Genomic DNA, 16,751 nt, shown 5'->3' on the forward strand with positions numbered 1-16,751 from the left:
GGTAATCCCCTCTGGTGGGGACGAAATCATTCACTACCAGAAGTCGCTCCAGCAGATGTTTTCAGCCTTACGCGATCCCGCTGCCGGCGTAGCCGGATATGCGCTTATCGATGCAGACAAGGGTAAGCCGCAGCCGACTGCCGCCAATCTTCAGGACCAGATCCGCTTTATCCAACTTGGCTGCCATGAGTCCGAGAATTTGTACTTAGCTGACGAGGTTTTGCAGTTGCTCGGCGTGACCTGGCCCGACGCCATTGTTAAGATCGTGGCTGAGGCCGACAGGTTCGGCAATAAATCAGCCTTTCTCAAAACTGCTGCTGAGTGGGATCGAAGAACCCAGGATATCAAAAATGTCATTAAGGAGCTTGAGCAAATCCTCGACAGCAAGAGCGTTCACTGGACTATTCGTACCGCCCAAGCCATTGGCCGCGTTAGACCGAGCGGCCAGTTGGCAGAGTTTCTAGGAGACGAGGTCGTTACCTCCTTGTGGGGTCCTGAACCTGTTGCTCAGGCGGCGTAGGCAAGCCCTGACCCATTGCCGTCATTCACGGGAACGCGGACTCATGCGCCCAAGCCATGCCGTGAGCCTTGATCTTTCTCGGACCAAGCCATCCTGATTGAAGTGGTGAACACAAAAATGCGCCCATGAATCTTCGAATGCCATCTCCATATCACCCGTGACCGAGGTCGTGCCCAGTCCGATTTCTGCGTATGTAAACTCGAAACTGCCACTAGGACGCGCCAGCGCAATGTGGAATGGTTGACCATTAAACTCGTTGATCATCGGCCTGCCGCTGCTCCGCATGACGCCGGGTATCGCTACTCTTGCGGTCCTGCGTTCCAAGTCCGCTTCGAGATCAATCGGCAGGAACAATGTCTCGCAAAATTCTGAGCATGTGGACGCGAATACCGAGAAAAGATTGCTCAGTGGTTCGCATGCCTCGCCTGAGATGATCGTTTCGAGCGCGATCAGTTGAGCTTCATCCCCACGTTCGTCGATAACGATCTGGCGCCGGCCGTTTCCGTCCTTGATTTCCCCGGGCCACTTGTACAGCGCCGCCCAGTTCAGGCCTGCGAGCGGCGTATCGTTGAAGTGGCCTTCAACGATGTTGCCGACGAAGGCCGACAGACAATAGCCGTGGGTACTCGGCAAGTTGAACTGGCAACCACAATTCATAGCGCAATTGCAGTTATCATAAGTCTCGCTCTTGAATAGCCATTGATCAGCCATCCCACCGATCCTCCCCTAATCCGCCATGTTTTGTCCCTTTGAGCGGGTAGCTCTTCGCGATGAGCACTCAATATCGCCATCGTGGTTGCCTCATCCTCTCGAATAAACCGGCTCTAACCGTCTACGTCTGCGGCCAGAATGGCGGCAAGCCGGCGCTCCACACCCGCTTCGCTCACGGGACCCGCTCCCTACTGTGGGATGCGGAAGGATAAAGTTTAGCAGTGTTGACCAGCGACTTGAACAGGGATCCTTGGATTTCCGGTTATGGCGCTGCTTGCTCGTTCCGGTAGTGGGAGCGAACGACAAACTACCACCCTGAGCGGGCTTACGATTCCGGTACCAAGCGTCAGATTTTCGGCACTAGCCGACGCTGAAATCTGTGTCGTCATGAAGCTCGCGCAAGCTCATCTGCATTGTTGTCGTTGTCGGGATGCAGCATGAAGTGAAGTTTCGTTGCTCCCTTCGCCTTCGAAGTGAACCGCCCCGGGTTGATCGGAGGCTCCAACTCCTGAGAAGGTGGAGCCATGACAAGCAAGACGACCAACAAGTTCTCTCCCGAGGTCCGGGCCCGTGCGGTTCGGCTGGTTCTGGATCACGAAGGCGAGCATGTCTCGCGGTGGGCGGCGGTCTCGTCGATCGCCGCCAAGATCGGCTGCACGGCGCAGACGCTGCATGAGTGGGTGAAGAAGGCCGAGCGCGACAGTGGCGTGCGAGCCAGTGTGCCTACGGATGTAGCGACGAAGCTGAAGGCATTGGAACGCGAGAACCGCGAGCTTCGCCAGGCCAACGAGATCCTTCGCAAGGCTTCCGCTTATTTTGCCCAGGCGGAGCTCGACCGCCGGTTCAAGCCATGATCGCGTTCATCGACGATCGCCCCATCGACCTACCACGACCATGTCGCCAAGCGCATCGATCCCTCCCGGCTGTCGGCTCGGCCGCACGGGCCGGCCTCATAGCAAAACGCCAGCGGCTTGCCGGAACGCCCCAGACGATCGCATAGCTTGTTGATGGCATCAGGGTCGTTGGTAATCTCGCCGAGATATTCCACCGACCCGCCGCGTCCGCTCTCTGCCACCGCGATCGAAATCCGTTCCTTGTGAATATCCAAACCGACAAATCTGATATGTTCCATATGGCCCGTCTCCTATGCATGAGGCTCTGCGCCGGCCAGCCGGCTTAACCCTCGTACCGTTGCATATCGGATGACGGGCCACTCTCAGGCCCAGCAATCATAGGGACTAGCACCTTGATTGAAGGTCGAATTCCGAGCATGGGCAAGAGTCATCAATTCGTTTAATGCTGCCGTCAGCGCAGTAGATCGTTTCGATTATCACAGGGTCAGGCAGATCAATACCTGCTGCGTTTTTGGTCCCAACATAACCGAAGCCCAGTGCAAGGCATGTCGCAACCAAGATCATCAGTCCAACAAATATGTTTCCTTCCTCACCACGCTCAATTTGGCGGGCATAGACGCGGCGATATATCATACGCGCTATTGCAATCGAAACTACGAGAATTATCAGTGTCACAGTGATACTGAGCATCAAGATTTCCTTAAAGTAGGAGAACCCTTATTGATGCTCGGCCCGAAGGCGCATTGCGTCAAGCTTCGTAGCGTCGATTTTGCTCTCTTCCCGCAGAGCCCCTCGAAATTTTGATCCGACTACGTCGATAGGCCCAACGACAGGCGCATCGGGAGCAATCGTCTGCTTTCCCGTTCATACCGGCAACAGCAGCGTGAGTAGCGTTGGTCAGTTCAGGGTCAGGTTTCACGTTGTGAGCCGTTCGCAAATGTCGCCTGCGCGTACATGCGCTTTATGAGCGCTAGTAAAAATCTGACGCTTGGTACCCGATGCGGATTACCTGTTCCGACCTCTTGCGGGCCTTCGTATCGTGGCGGCGAACGGACAGATCTGACCCTAGTCGGACATTCCAGGCCCAAGTTTTCGCTCAGATAGCGGACCTTCAGCGGAACTCACCGCTTTGACCCAAATGCGACGCTCACCGCTCATGTCACTCACGGCCGCAATACACCAGTTCCCGACCTCGAAGTTCGCTGTGGTCGAAGTGGACGAAAACCACAACTGCATACATACGACAAGCCCTCGGTGGGCGACGGTCTGTCCCTGCAAGCGAGCCCAGCGGACTCTATTCACGAAAACGGACTTTGGTGTTATGATTCATGCAAGACGAGTGCTGCAATATCAATGAGCGTGACATGAGGAAGAAAGTCACTAAAGAGCGCGAACCCAAGAAGCGTACGACAACCAGCTATGTTTTGAAGGGTGTAGCTCAGCAAAATTACGACATAAGAAAAATTCGCTTTGCTATGGAGCAATTATCGAGAACAAAAGACTTGCCGTGGTATGAGGATGCCTTTTTATTTGTTGAAAAACTAATAAAATATGTAGCTATACCGTCAGCAATACTTGCATCAATACTTCCAATCAGCGGCTTTATTTCAAGTTATATCGAGCGAATTAATCAGCAGTTTATTGAAAGCCGATACCTAGAGTACGCCTCGGAACTGCTTGAAGTTGGAAAATTTGAACGTGCTCGAAATATAATAATCTCTCTTGAAAATCAGAAGAAACTAAATACTAAGACACAATATTTTAGTTCGAAGCTAGCTAGTCTCGAGGCAGAAGAGCGGGGAAATAACTTAGAAGAGGCAGTGGACTCTCTGTCAATTCTAATACTGTTAAACAAGGAGCCGCCTATATTCTTTCCAAACACTGCGAGCAAAAATGATTTAGTCGATTTATATTTGTCATTAATAGATGTCGAGATTGAAAATGGACAATATAATAATGTCTCAGAACGAATTAAGGCCGTTCGAGCACTGTTGCCGCCTAACATCATTGCTCAGAGAGAGGCTGATATTTTGCTCAGGGATGCGCATCTGGCAATTCTAGAACAGAGGTTCGCTGATGCGGATAATACGCTAGCGAACCTAGTAAAGAGAGCTTCAAATAACTCGTTGTTTATGGGAGAGTTGAGGTTTCTTTCTGGGAAGTCTCTAATGTTCCAAAATAAAAACCAAACGGCGCTTGTTGAAATTAACGCTTCTGTGGAAATTTTTAAACAAGCTGGCTATAAATTGGGATTGATGAAAGCCTATAATAATCTTGGGTTTGTATATTTATCCATGAAGAAGAGGGATTTGGCTATAGAATCACACGAAACATCGCTTTCGATTGCTAAGGAGCTAAATATACGACGCGGGGTATCTAGATCAAATCTAAATATTGCGGTAATAGAGAAGGGAAATGGAAATGTGTCGAGAGCTGAAGAGTTGTCATTGCTCGCCCTGGCTGACTTTTTAGACATGAAGAATCAACTAGGCATATTCGCTGCTGCAAATAATTTGATTTCTATATATAAGGATCGCGGCGACTTACTCTCTGCACTAAAGTATGCGCAGCTTTGTTTCGATACGGCCAAGAGTCTTTCGGATATCAGAGGAATTGCTTCGGCGGCCGGCTTCGTAGGGGACATTAAACGCCAACTTGGTGTACGTGAGGATTCATTGTATTTCAACATGATAAGTTATGTAATGTATCGGCATGTTAGCGACGTCACGAAGACTGCTATAGTTGGTGATATATTGACGTCTCTGTCAATGCAGGGGGACAGTACAGAGATAAATGGCGCAGTCGACAAGTTAAAGCTATTTATTTCTGGGATGGGACGGCCAGATGTAGATATTGGGGAATTGCCTGTAGGCGTTTTGACGGATGGACAAGGGGTTTCATCAGGAGAGGCCAAGGGCGGATAGCTGCCGCTCGCGAGGCCACGTGCAAAAGTCGGCTGTTGGCGCGACCGAGCCGGCCCGAGGCATCGGCTCGGATTATACCGCGATGGAGTCTTCTACGTCTCCATTGTGTGGTTTGCTGCCCTCTCATTGATGGTTGCAAATGCCCGCACTAGTTACGCAAAGCATTACCCTTCTGGCGCTTGCGCGAACAACCGAACAACGAATCGCTCGTCCTGTTCAATCAGGTCTGGTTCCGTGCCGTTGTGTTCCCTCATACCCTTGACGATCTTACGGGGAATCCCCATCCCCATATGTTCCAGATACCGGTAGTCCCGCATCACGTCTTTCAGTATCTGGTTTCGCGCAGCCCGCGTGCCGGCCCGCATGCGCTCGGGCGTTATGCCGTTCGGGAGCCGGCCCGGCGAGATGATCTCCAGCCTGTCGCTGTAAACCGCCAACGCGATATCCGTGCTCGTGAGCAGGTAGTCACGGTGGATAAGGGCGTTCACGATACCCTCACGAAGCGCATCGGGGGGATAGACCGGCCGTTCCACCCGTCTTCCGCCTTCCGCTTCGACGATCACGCGCGTATTGCGCTGCACGAAATCTAGTGCTTGTTCGACAAGGCCGTTTTCAACGATATCGTCGCCGCCTTCACTGAGGAGTGGCGTCATGGGGCCGCGAAGTGCTACGCGTTCCTGCGCGTCATAGTCCTGTTCCGTTCCAGGATAGGCGACGGCGTCTATTCCTGCATGAGGCAGAAACCGGTTCGGCGTCCTGCCGAACAACAACATGCCGCCGACGGTCACGCCTTCCTCTGTCATGATCTCGGTGTTCACGAGCAGGGACTGCCATGCTTCCTCGTCATCGTCGGCGGGCACGTCCTGCTGGCGGATGCCTCCGAAGTAGTTCCGCAGCCGCCGCCGATCCAGATGCGCGAGGGTCGCTCCTGACACCGGCCGCAGTTCGGCCCGTATCGCGCCCCTATGCTGGAACAGGCGCGCAAGCTCTTCCTGGCTCGCTTCCCGGCTCAGGGTGCCAACCCGCATCAGGTATCTATTGCCGTTGTTGTGCCAGAGTGCGTGCACGTCATAGCCGCGGGTCACGCGGACAATAGCAACGTCTTCGTCGTCTTGGACTTTACGGACCACTTCGAAGAAAGGAACGATGGCAGGCCTGATCTTGTCGCGGCACACATTCATTACCCATTCTTCGAGGTCTTGGCGCGTCAGTCCCGACACGCTTCCATCATCCTCCACGCCGAGAAGCACCATGCCTCCTTCCAAGTTCGAGAAGGCGACAAGCTCCTTGGCGAGGTCTTGGGTGCGCAGATCGTCCCGCTTGAATTCCACCCCGGAATTCTCGCCATTCGCTATGATCTCCAGCAGTTCGGTTCGCGTCGGCATGCCTCAGAATCCGTACTTGGAGCGGCGCATTTCGAAGGCGGCCTTGCCGCCTTCGAGGATTTCCTCAACCAGTTCCCGCACGGGCTCGGAGTCGATGGAGCCCATATGCTCGGTTGCGATCTTCGCATGGCCCTCCCTGGCTTCGCCGGTTGCGGCAAGCCCGAGGATAAGTTCAGCGTCACCCAAGACCGGGATGTTGGCATTATGCGTCGAGAAGACGAACTGCCGCCGCCGCTTTTCCTGCCGCATGATCGGCACGACGCCCTCCGTGATGAAACGGTTGTCGAGATCGTCTTCAGGCTGATCAACAACAAGGGGCGCCTCGGATTCGAGTAATAGGAGTAGCAATACGGCGGTCGCCTTTTGCCCGGTCGAGAGCGCTTGCAGCGTTCGCCACACCGGCGGCTCGTCTTCGGGGGCGGTGTTCAGCTCTATTTGGGTTGTCGCTGGCAGCTCAAGCTCCTCGATTCTCATGAACAAGTCGCGATCGGCCTGCGCGATCCGCTCCGCCGCGCCGGACGGAAGGTTGTAGTGTTTCATCAGCGACTCCTTGCCTTCCCGGCATCGCTGCGCCAGTTCCGGTAGGGACAACTGGTCCTGCGACTGCAGGCGGTCGAGCGCCGCCGCGAGGTTCCCGCCGACCTCACGGAGGAGTTGTTCGAGAGGCTCGCGATTTCCGGCCATTGCGACCTTGACCTGAACCCTGTCGCGAAGCCTCCGTGACACCCGCTTTGCCGCAGTCTCGATTTCTCGGTATTCGGCGGCTTTGATGTCCTCCCATTCCGCCAGAAGATTGCGGCGCTGCGCCTCGTGTGCTTCGAGGTCACGCCTGAGGTTCTCGGTCTTGTCCTTTAGCGGCCGCAGTTCCTCGATCTGTTTTCGGAGCTGGATGAACCCCGCGCCATCGATCTTCGACTTTTGAAGTTCGCGCAGCAGCTTCTCATAGGTTTCCTCGATCGTCTCGCGGCGTTCGTTCCAGCCCGATTTCGTCTCCGCGATCGCGCGGTCGGCTTCGGCCAGAGCTCCCGCGAACTGATCACCGATGGCTTTGAGATGCGTGCTCAGTGTCCCGAGGATTCTCTCTATGCCTGCCAAAATGTCCACATTCGGCAGCCCCTCAAGGGCCTTGCCGGAGACGAATGCCGTATCGACCGGCAGCCCCTCGATCAGTTCGTTCTGAAGCGTCCGGTACTGGTCCAGCCGCTCTTCCAGGTTGGAGAACAGCCGTTCTTCGCGAATGAGCAGACTCTTTTCCTTTAGCCTCTCTTCGAGCCCGGCTTGCTGGAATCGCTTCTGCGTCTCTTCGAGACCGGGCAGCGACGCTAGACGGTCTTCCAGTCTCTTCATCTCGCGCCGCACATCGACAATCCGGCTGCGTGAGCGTTCCAGTTCCAGACGGACCTTCGACTTTCGCCCCAAGAGGGACGGGTCGCGGTCCACGAAGCGCTCCAGCAACAGGGTGAGTTTCTCCGGGCTTTTCGTGAGTTCGGAGATTTCGTGCTGACCGAAGACTTCCACGTCCGGCATCACGTCGCGCGGCGAAAGCGACAGTACCTCGCCCGCTTCGCTCTTCACAACGGGTGGGTTCGGCACCGACCGTTCGATCAGATAGCAGCGTTCCGATGGCTTGTGCGACCGCACGAGCAGCGAGACCTTCGTGCCGGGTTGAAGGACGTGCCGGATCGTGCCCTCATGGGCCTTGCGCGCCTCGTCGCCGAGCGGATCGAGGCCGAGCGCGTAGCGGATACTCTCGATGATCGTGGATTTGCCGGTGCCGCGCCCGCCGACGAGGACATTGAGGTTTTCGTTAAAGTGCACGGCGGTGTCGCGCAGGAACCCGCCTTCCCAAGTCATCGCGAGGAATTCGGCGTGGGATTCGGGCTTCGGATCGCAGTGCAGCCGGATGCGGGATTCCGGGTCCAGGAACGCCTGCCGGAACCCCTCGACCGAGACAGTGGACATCTTAATGAAACAGGACGCCCCGTCCTTTATCACGTCCTCCGGATCGTTCACGTCTGAGGCGTTCAATATCGCGGGAGTGTGGTCGCGCCTGTGTTGCACATCCTTGTTTTCGAGTATGGGCCTGATCCCGTCCGGCGCGTCGCTCACAGGGCCGGGCAACGCGCAGGCAAGCAGGTCCGGATTTGTCCAAACGTTGACCCGCGATTGCCCCGAGAGTTTTTTCAACAGTCCGCCTTCTGAGGCCACATGGGCGGCAATGCAGACCGCACCCCATTTCTTCGACGATTCCAGGAGTTCCGTGGAGTCCTTACTCCCAATGGGCGAGGGATGATCGGTTTCGTGAATGCCGCATTCGCCGATGAACCGCTCAAGGACTTCGTCCTTGTCTGGGTCGAACAGGCACAGGAAATGCACACCATCTTTGGTAACGGCTTCGAATCCGGCGAACGCAAATAGCCCGGCATTACGCGCTGCGCGCACGAGGCCGCCGGAATGTTTGACACGGTAGTGATCCGTGACCGCGATAACCTCGATTCCGACGTCCAGGCAGGTCTTAATGATAGCCTTGTTGTACTCATCTTCCGACGTGAAGGTGGTTGGTTTGTTGTGCCTCTCGAGATACGCGAACGGATTGACCTGCAAGGCGCAACGGTAGAACCGCGCACCGTTCGGAAGATTCAGTGCGGCCTGCATGCGATCCGACAGCGGACGCGCCAGACCGATCGCTTCTGCCGTCATCTGCGGTTCTCCGCCGATATTGCTCTGTCAAACGTCATTGGTGCTCCGCTTGTTCTTTTGTTCGGCGTCGTATCGTTCGCAAATGGTCGGCCTCATAACAAAGACAGGCCATCGCTCGTTACCATCTCATCTGCTTGATGCACAGCCTGTGTCGGCTTTGCTATGGGCTTTTGCCGTCCATGCATTGTATTCGAATGGCCGAGTAGGGTCGACTTGTGCTGTTGGGCGAACGGCGGCTTTGGAGAAGTGCCAGGAAGGTCGGCTCCTGGCGCTGTCGAGGCGACCGGACCCGCGTCAGCCAAATTTGGGTCCGAATGGGCTGTACGGCTGGATCGGGTGGGATGCTGCAGTTTGCGGCTTCCTTCGGAAATGGAACAATTGCAGACTAAGCTGCCGTTGGATAAGGGCCTCTATAGACGCCAGGACACCAAAAGACCTTTAGGCAATGCAGAGACTTTCTGGACTTGATCGCGCCAATTTTTTGGCAGGACAGGCAAAGAGAGATCGCAGGCGTGTTTCAACGTCAAGCCCGACCAATCAGAATAACCGTGTAGATTAGAAGCAATGATCTTTGACATTAACAAAGCCCTCAGCCTACCCGACATCCGCAACATGGTTGCCAAGCGTGACGGCGTTCTGAAACGCTTCGGACCGCTTTTCCGCGACCCAGCGCGCCTGACCAGGCAGGATTACCTCGATTTCTTGAGCTTTAAACACAATCACCACTGGTCGGGGTTAGAACGCCTTGGCCGCCGCGCCGCAGACGACATGAACAACCTGCGGAGTGCGTTGACCACTCTGGTCGATGAGGCTCTACCTCTGTCCGAACGGTTCGACACCGCTGTCGCGCAGATCAACGGGGTTGGTAGCGCCACCCTGACACCCATCCTACTCGTTGCCTACGATGATCGTTACGGCGTGTGGAACGGCACTAGCGAGCCGGAAATGCGCGACCGTGGTCTGTGGCCCTCCTTCCCTCACGGCGCTACCCAAGGTGAGAAGTACGAATTGATCAATGCCAGGTTAGTCGATCTCGCCCGGGATTGCGGGATTGACCTGTGGACGCTGGACGCGCTTTGGTGGGCAGACAAGCTCGAGCGCCAGAATGCCGGCCACTACAAAGACGCGTGGTTCAAGGCGGTCTGGCAGATGGCAACTCAGGCGGAACTGACCGCAAAGCAAGCGAATGGCCAGACAGTCGACCGCATCGTAAAGAATAAAGACCTTAGGCTGTCCAAAGAGGCGCTTATTACGCATCTGAAAGAACTGCTCGACGAAACGGGCCACCGTTGCGCCATCACGGGGCTCGCGTTGCAGGCTGACGGCCCAGACGACCAGCTGCACCCCTCTCTGGACCGCATCGACAGTAACGGCCATTACGAGGCTGGAAACTTGCAAGTGGTGGCTCGGTTCATCAACTTCTGGAAACAGGCCATCCCAGACGCCGAGTTCCGCCGTCAGTTGGCCATGGTACGAGGTGAATAGGCGGCTGGACCCACGATGTACAATATGCCGGAGGGTGCACTTGACTAGCCGCGCGATGGCTGACCGTCTGCAACGGGGCTCAATTGAGCCCTCCATCATCGTCCTCGCCTACGGCAGCAACGGGTCGACACCAGCCGTCGCGCGAACGACCGCAATGGAGAAACGCCACGAACGGCAGCTCATGGCGCAATCGGCTCGTTCCGGTGACCGATGCCAAGGACAGCAATCCACCCTGAGCGGGCTTACGATTCCGGTACCAAGCGTCAGATTTTCGGCACTAGCCGACGCAGGAATCTGTGTCGTCGTGAAGCTCGCGCAAGCTCATCTGCATCGTTGTCGTTGTGGGATGGAGAGCGGAGTGGAGTTTGGCCGCTTCTTTCGCCTTCGAAGCCTCAATCAGTGCGAGCACATGCTGCTTCCGCATGTGGTGACCGTTTCGAGAAGCGGGACGATGAGGGGCACCATACATACGATGTATCCTAGACAACAAAAACCGCTCAACTGAGCGGTTTTTGTGTAGCGAGTCCGCATACCCCCAAGAGGCCATCGAACTTATAAGAAAAGGGCAAACGAAAAGGCCCCTCAGGGCCCTTTCAGAATGCACGCGCTTCGGTGTCGGGAAACGACACTTACTCATTGAGCTCCACGCACGACTTACTTCACCTGTACCATACCACAACCTGGATCCTAAATCCACCCGGCTATGCACCGAACTGAGCGTTTGGAAATCGAACCGCATATTCTGGCTTAAGCATATTATAGATATGCTTCTTGCGATTTTTGTAGCGCTCAAGCACGCTGCCAGCGACGAAATCCGCCACTTGCACTAACCTGTCAGTTTTCGAATCGCAGTAGTGAACCTGGAGATCGTGGGTAAACCCCCATTCTGCATAGGCCTTGATTCGCAGGTAGTCACCGAGGGAATTTGTAGACATGACCTTTTGATTTCGGTTATCCACTAGTATGTTGATATCTTGGCCTCCTTCAGTCGCAATGATCTCTTTCATGAGATATGAGAACGTATAGTTGAACAACAGGTTATGATCGGAGCGGAGCTGTAGGCTTTGGATTTTGGTCTTGTCGACACAGACATACCCAATGGTGTGATCGGTGACCTGTTTAAGCTTGTGTGCAATATTCTGACGAATGAGAAAGGTTGTATTCCGATTCTTAAACTCAGGCACATTGTGGGCAGCGCAGTGTCGCTTAATGATATTTCGCACCCGCTTGCCGTCGCTGGTGCAGAATGCGCCAATTGCGAAGTATCGACCTTGTGAACCCAAATTTCCTGATTCATCAATAAAAACTTTCAACATCGTGAAATGGTATCATGAGTTAGTATCTTCCACCCACATGTGGCATACCGGTTGCTTTATTTACCTTGAAACTGTTCCCCCTTTTTAGGGTCGACAACCCACGGCCATGAATTCTCAGCTTCCATCCGCTCGTACATGCGCTTGATGAGTGAGAGATACTGCTCGAATTGCTCGTCATTCAGGTTCCCGTATTGTTTTTCTTTGTTTTTCATCCGCGCACGGTAGCAAACTCTGCGTCAACATGAATCTAGCCGACTCTGAAATCTGTGTCGTCGTGAAGCTCGCGCAAGCTCATCTGCATCGTTGTCATTGTCGTGGTGCAGAACGAAGTGGAGTTTCCTCGCTTCCTTTGCCTTTGATGCCTCAATCAGTGCGACCACATGCTTCTTCCGCATGTGCTGACGGCTTCGAGAAGTGGGACGATGAGGGGCACCATAGGGGCCAGCAATTGCAGTTTCGACAGTCCGAAGCCAATTCGCTGGCTCTAAACTGACGTATTTTTCGAGCACGCGCCGGTTCGAGATGGCGATTTCGACAATCTCTCGTTTTTCGGCCGATTGCCCAAAAAGGAACGTAGCAGCAAGGTTTTTTACGAGTTCGAGAAATTTCCGGACATTGCCCGGATCACCTCGCTGCTTTTGTTTCAGTTTCAGCTCTTCCGAGATGCGAGCCTTTTCCAGCAACAGGCGTTCCTTGCGTTTGGAGTAGGTGTCGTTGTCGATGACCCGGTCGACCAGCGCATCGGTAAGCGCATCGAGACGCGAATCAATCTGCGCGAGCTGCATTGCGGCGGTCGTCTCAAGGTCGGTCTCCTCGCGCGCTTTGCACCACACCTCGGTCTCCTGGGTTAGTTCCGCCACATCCTCGTCGGTTAGGCGCACTCGTGACAGGGCCGCGTGGACGGCTCGCTCCAGTTCCTCCTCACGCACGCACTTCGTCGGACAGCCCCGCGTTTGGCAGCGGTAGTAGACGTGACTTTTTTGGAGTTCTGGCGTCATCGCCGCATCGCACTCCGCGCAGCGGAAAAGGCCGCGATAGGTATGGTTGTGCTTGGTGACCTTCTTGCTCGTTTTATCCGCCTTCGTCAGTTGCACGCGTTCAAACAGCGCAGCTGATATGAGCGGTTCGTGCACTCCCTGGTGGATTGCGCCGGTTCGCTTGATCCGGATGATGCCGCAGTAGAAGGGATTGTTGAGGATCGTCTCGATGCCGCGTTTGGAAAGCGGTTTGCCGTGCATGTTTCGGAGCCCAAGTCGTTCCAACTCTGATCGCAAGGACCGCAATGAGTGCTGCCCACTGGCGTAGAGGTCGAATGTCTTGCGGATCAACGGGGCGGTGTTCGGGTCCGGGGTCTTAGGCTTGCCACCCCCATTGTCGAGATACCCGATCGGCGCCCTGAACGGATAGAGGCCCTGACCGAGGCGACCGGTGATACCCTTGATGGTTTCTTCGCGAAGGTTGCGGATGTAGTCGGCGGCAATAACCGCCTGGATGTCAGCAGAGAGGCGTCCGCCCCGCGAACGGAAATCGAGGCTCTCGGAAGCAAAGTGGACATCGATGCCAGCGTCAGCGAGGTCGCCGATCTTGGCCCAATCAGCAAAGTTCCGGGCTGAGCGATCGATCTTGTGCATGACGACGCCGGCGGCCTTGCGACGCCGTAGGGCCTTCAGCATCGCGCCAAAAACGGGCCGGCCTCCTTTGGCGGCCGTCTGCTTCTCTTCAAACCATTCTGTGATCGCAATGTCGTTGCGGGCTGCGAACTGTTCGATAGCGTTGCGCTGTGCGTCAAGCGACACGCCCTCGCCCTGCTTTTGGGTCGAGACGCGGACGTAACCAAAACACTGTTTCATACATTTTCGGGATTATCTTCGGACTCTACCACGTCCTCCGAATCTTGCGAGTCGGCCCATGGCCAAGAGCCGTCGCGCTGCATGCGTTCATACATGCGCTTGCAGAGCGCCAAGTATCGCTCGAATTGATCATCGTCCATGGGAAACATTGTATTGCCAAGGGAAACCGTTCCTAGAAGGCACCGCTTGCAGGCAGATGGTGCGGTCTTTGAGCGGTCCTGCGGTCTGCTACCATCTATCCGGGGGATGGGAGGAAACGGCGATGCGCTCTGGGATTCGGTCTGCTTTTGGGATTGCGATGCGGTCGGAATGGATTTCATCCTTCCGACCAGCGAATGCGAAATGACCACAAGATGGTAGCCGTAGATGTCGCCGACATGCCAAATCGGCAAATGATGCGGTCTATTTCGCTCTACGGCGGTCGCTATGATTGAGGTGGTTATCAGCGTAACAACCTCATTTTATGATCTATGAATATGCGCTCGACCTCAAGGTCGCGCGAAGAAAGTCGGGTCTTTCGCAGGCGGACTGCGGGCATCTTTTGGGGGTCGATCCCTCTCGCATTTCGAAGCTCGAAGCCGGAAAATCGGCACCGACTCTCGTTGAGCTGTCGATCCTCTGTCTCGTTTTCAATACACCTCCCAATACCCTCTGCGACTGCATCCTCATGTCGCTGGCGTCGGCACTGAATGAGCGTCTTGCGTCCATGCCCGAATGTCCGGACAACTGGCGCGATCGATTCAACCGGCTCGGCACGCTCAACAGCCTTGCAGAGAAGGTGGAGGGTCTAAGCCGAACCGAGCTATGAGGGCGCGCAGGATACTCGCTATTGCAGCGGCTTCGGGCAAGGTTGGGTTTGTCTATTTCAGCGGCGGCGATCTGCATGACTGGGGATTGTCCGCCAAGGCAAGCAGGGGCATCGACCAGGCGTTCAACCAAGCGAAGGCATGGCTCACCTATTACCGGCCCGATCTGTTGATTATCGAGTACGTCGATGAGGGAACACGAAAGGGTAAGCACACCCGATCGCTTATCGAGGCCGTGAAAGGGGCGGCGAATGAACTCAATATCAACTGTGTCGGGGTTGTGCGGCGGTCACGGTTTCCGAACAAGTATGTAGAAGCGGCGGCGCTGGTACAGGAATTTCCGCAGATCGAACCATGGCTGCCGAAACCCCGAAAAATCTGGGAGCCCGAGCCCCGCAATATCATCTATTTCGAGGCGCTTGCGCTCGCGAAGGAATGGCTTGCGGCGCGCCAAACAGGCCAAGGATCGGCCGGTGGCGAGAACTGAAACAACTTCGCGTATGAAACGAAAGATGCCCCGCAGAGTTGCGGGGCATTTTAGTGCGCGACGTCAATATTCCTCGGCGAGCATGACGGTGAGGACGCGACGTGTGATCTCCCCATTGGCCGGATCTTCGGACCCGTGGGTCATGCTCGGATCGTAATAGTCGATCTTCCAGAAGAGCTTTCGCTCCAGAACGACGAGCGAGCCGAAATCGTGTTCGTCGTAAGGGTCGTTTGCGTCTTCGAACCTGTCAAAATCTCGCACGGCGAGCAGCGCGGCTTTTACGAATCCGTTCCCGAGGAGGTGGACCCCGGCGGTCACACAGACGGAGCCGCAAAGGAAGGTGGAGCGGAACGCATCGTTGAGGATTGCGATCTTTCTCTGATGATCGCTGGACTGGGAAAGAACCATGATTGATCTCCGTGGCACATGCCAGCGCTGACCATTCAGCGCTGGCTCGTACCTCCGAGATCGATCTCATCTCGATGTATTTTATGCGGTCGGCAAAACGCGGCAAAGACTGCGCGGCTTGCTCCTTCGGCATGTGATGCGGCCTTGGCCGTGCGCCGAAAGCTGACAGGCTACGGTGATGCCAAATAACTCGGGCACGATATCGCTGTTCGCGCAGACGAATGCGCGCGAGCCGCATCGATACTTCGGCATTAAACAGGCCGACCGGCTTTCGCATATGTACATTGTCGGCAAGACCGGCGTCGGCAAGACGACGCTGATCGAAACGCTCGTTATGCAAGACATCGAACAGGGGCGCGGCTGCGCGCTCCTTGATCCGCACGGCGATCTCGTTGAGCGAATTGCGGCGCGCATTCCAACGCATCGCAAAGCGGATGCGGTGTATTTCAACGTGCCCGATCCGTCGCAACCCTACGGGTACAACCCGTTTGTGGGTGTGAGCTATGGAATGAGGCCGTTGGTTGCCTCGGGCATTATGGATATTTTCAAAAAGATGTGGGGTGACGCCTGGGGGGTGCGCATGGAGCACATCTTGCGCAACGCTTTGTTGGCGCTCCTTGATCAGCCGTCCGCCGCCATGCCAGACATACTTTCCATGCTGGTCAGCAAGGAGTTCCGATGGCGTATCCTCAGAAACGTGCAGAATGAGCAGGTGAAGCAGTTCTGGCGGCGTGAATTCCCCAAATACTCCTTCCGCTACATGGCAGACGGGATTGCGCCGATTCAGAACAAGGTGGGGGCGTTCCTCGCCGATCCAAAGTTGCGGCGCATCCTAACGCGCCAGGACGGAAACTTGCGCCTGCGCAGGATCATGGACGAAGGCCGTATTTTGCTTGTGAATCTTTCGCAGGGCAAGATCGGTGCGGACAGCTCGTCGTTGCTTGGCGGGCTCCTCGTCACCTCCTTGGGCTCGGCTGCTTTCAGCCGAGCCTATGTTGAGGAAGCGTCACGGCTTCCATTTCACGTGTACATTGATGAGTTTCAGAATTTCACGACCCTGGCTCTGTGCAACATGCTTTCCGAACTGCGCAAGTTCGGCGTGGGCATGGTGCTTGCGCATCAGTATTTGGATCAGCTCGACCCAGCCATCTTGCACGCGGTTCTCGGAAATGCCGGCACGCTCATCGCGTTCCGGCTCGGCGCACATGATGCGGAACACATCGCGCGGGAATTCGAACCCGTGTTCGATCGGCTCGATCTCCTCCCCCTGCCGAACCATGACATCTACCTGAAGCTCATGATCGA

Annotated in this window: 14 protein-coding genes, 1 pseudogene and 1 other annotated feature; of the genes and pseudogenes, 8 read left to right on the top strand and 7 right to left on the bottom strand. The window is 55.5% G+C overall.

What is annotated here, in order from left to right; translation table 11 throughout:
- Nucleotides 1–520: hypothetical protein (locus tag MAXJ12_RS37605; RefSeq protein WP_008835963.1), on the top strand; the 520-nt coding region annotated here is incomplete at its 5' end.
- Between the two features lie 21 nt (nt 521–541).
- Here MAXJ12_RS37605 and MAXJ12_RS11205 read toward each other — a convergent pair.
- Nucleotides 542–1,231, bottom strand: coding sequence for a DUF1326 domain-containing protein (locus tag MAXJ12_RS11205; protein WP_008835964.1), 690 nt, complete (start codon nt 1,229–1,231; stop codon nt 542–544).
- Nucleotides 1,232–1,755: 524 nt separating this feature from the next.
- On the opposite strand from MAXJ12_RS11205, the pseudogene MAXJ12_RS11210 reads away from it, so the two are divergent.
- Nucleotides 1,756–2,166, top strand: a pseudogene (locus tag MAXJ12_RS11210) (transposase); the annotation flags it as partial.
- Nucleotides 2,040–2,109, top strand: a sequence feature (AL1L pseudoknot). (Overlaps the previous pseudogene by 70 nt.)
- Here the strand turns inward: MAXJ12_RS11210 and MAXJ12_RS38040 are convergent.
- Complete coding sequence (locus MAXJ12_RS38040) at nt 2,115–2,363, bottom strand: transposase (RefSeq protein ID WP_008835966.1); 249 nt, start codon at nt 2,361–2,363, stop codon at nt 2,115–2,117. The pseudogene MAXJ12_RS11210 and the gene MAXJ12_RS38040 sit on opposite strands and share 52 nt — an antisense overlap.
- Before the next feature lie 118 nt (nt 2,364–2,481).
- Here MAXJ12_RS38040 and MAXJ12_RS36690 point away from each other — a divergent pair, with 118 nt between their 5' ends.
- Nucleotides 2,482–2,889, top strand: a complete 408-nt coding sequence (locus tag MAXJ12_RS36690) for a hypothetical protein (RefSeq protein WP_139043861.1) — start codon at nt 2,482–2,484, stop codon at nt 2,887–2,889.
- 560 nt (nt 2,890–3,449) lie between these two features.
- Nucleotides 3,450–5,009 (top strand): tetratricopeptide repeat protein, encoded by a 1,560-nt coding sequence (locus tag MAXJ12_RS11225; protein ID WP_139043862.1) that lies wholly within the window; start codon nt 3,450–3,452, stop codon nt 5,007–5,009.
- Between the two features lie 164 nt (nt 5,010–5,173).
- Here MAXJ12_RS11225 and MAXJ12_RS11230 read toward each other — a convergent pair whose 3' ends face one another.
- Together MAXJ12_RS11230 and MAXJ12_RS11235 are read right to left on the bottom strand one after the other, a co-directional pair.
- Nucleotides 5,174–6,394, bottom strand: a complete 1,221-nt coding sequence (locus MAXJ12_RS11230) for an ATP-binding protein (RefSeq protein ID WP_008835969.1) — start codon at nt 6,392–6,394, stop codon at nt 5,174–5,176.
- Nucleotides 6,395–6,397: 3 nt separating this feature from the next.
- Entirely contained in the window at nt 6,398–9,094 is a 2,697-nt protein-coding gene (locus tag MAXJ12_RS11235; protein ID WP_008835970.1) for a TrlF family AAA-like ATPase, read from the bottom strand.
- A 564-nt stretch (nt 9,095–9,658) separates the two neighbouring features.
- Between MAXJ12_RS11235 and MAXJ12_RS11240 the strand changes: the two genes are divergently transcribed.
- A complete protein-coding gene (locus MAXJ12_RS11240; protein ID WP_008835971.1) occupies nt 9,659–10,579 on the top strand; it encodes a hypothetical protein in 921 nt (306 codons plus the stop codon).
- A 701-nt stretch (nt 10,580–11,280) separates the two neighbouring features.
- On the opposite strand, the gene MAXJ12_RS11245 is transcribed toward MAXJ12_RS11240, so the two are convergent.
- Both MAXJ12_RS11245 and MAXJ12_RS11250 read right to left on the bottom strand, forming a co-directional pair.
- Nucleotides 11,281–11,895, bottom strand: a complete 615-nt coding sequence (locus tag MAXJ12_RS11245; RefSeq protein WP_040585865.1) for a DUF3800 domain-containing protein — start codon at nt 11,893–11,895, stop codon at nt 11,281–11,283.
- 236 nt (nt 11,896–12,131) lie between these two features.
- Nucleotides 12,132–13,745 (bottom strand): recombinase family protein, encoded by a 1,614-nt coding sequence (locus MAXJ12_RS11250; protein WP_008835975.1) that lies wholly within the window; start codon nt 13,743–13,745, stop codon nt 12,132–12,134.
- A gap of 463 nt (nt 13,746–14,208) precedes the next feature.
- On the opposite strand from MAXJ12_RS11250, the gene MAXJ12_RS11255 reads away from it, so the two are divergent.
- Both MAXJ12_RS11255 and MAXJ12_RS11260 read left to right on the top strand, forming a co-directional pair.
- On the top strand, nt 14,209–14,553 hold the full coding sequence (locus tag MAXJ12_RS11255) for a helix-turn-helix domain-containing protein (RefSeq protein WP_008835977.1): 345 nt from the start codon (nt 14,209–14,211) through the stop codon (nt 14,551–14,553).
- The gene (locus MAXJ12_RS11260) at nt 14,550–15,038 is read left to right on the top strand and encodes a hypothetical protein (RefSeq protein ID WP_008835978.1); all 489 of its coding nucleotides are present in this window, start codon (nt 14,550–14,552) and stop codon (nt 15,036–15,038) included. Before MAXJ12_RS11255 ends, MAXJ12_RS11260 begins: the two co-directional genes overlap by 4 nt.
- Nucleotides 15,039–15,101: 63 nt before the next feature.
- On the opposite strand, the gene MAXJ12_RS11265 is transcribed toward MAXJ12_RS11260, so the two are convergent.
- Nucleotides 15,102–15,446 carry a DUF3768 domain-containing protein gene (locus tag MAXJ12_RS11265; RefSeq protein WP_008835979.1) on the bottom strand — a complete coding sequence of 115 codons (345 nt, stop codon included), beginning with the start codon at nt 15,444–15,446 and terminating at the stop codon, nt 15,102–15,104.
- Nucleotides 15,447–15,624: 178 nt separating this feature from the next.
- On the opposite strand from MAXJ12_RS11265, the gene MAXJ12_RS11270 reads away from it, so the two are divergent.
- A partial coding sequence (locus MAXJ12_RS11270) for a type IV secretory system conjugative DNA transfer family protein (protein ID WP_008835981.1) occupies nt 15,625–16,751 on the top strand: 1,127 nt, incomplete at its 3' end.

It is taken from the genome of Mesorhizobium alhagi CCNWXJ12-2 (genome assembly GCF_000236565.1).
Lineage (GTDB): Bacteria > Pseudomonadota > Alphaproteobacteria > Rhizobiales > Rhizobiaceae > Allomesorhizobium > Allomesorhizobium alhagi.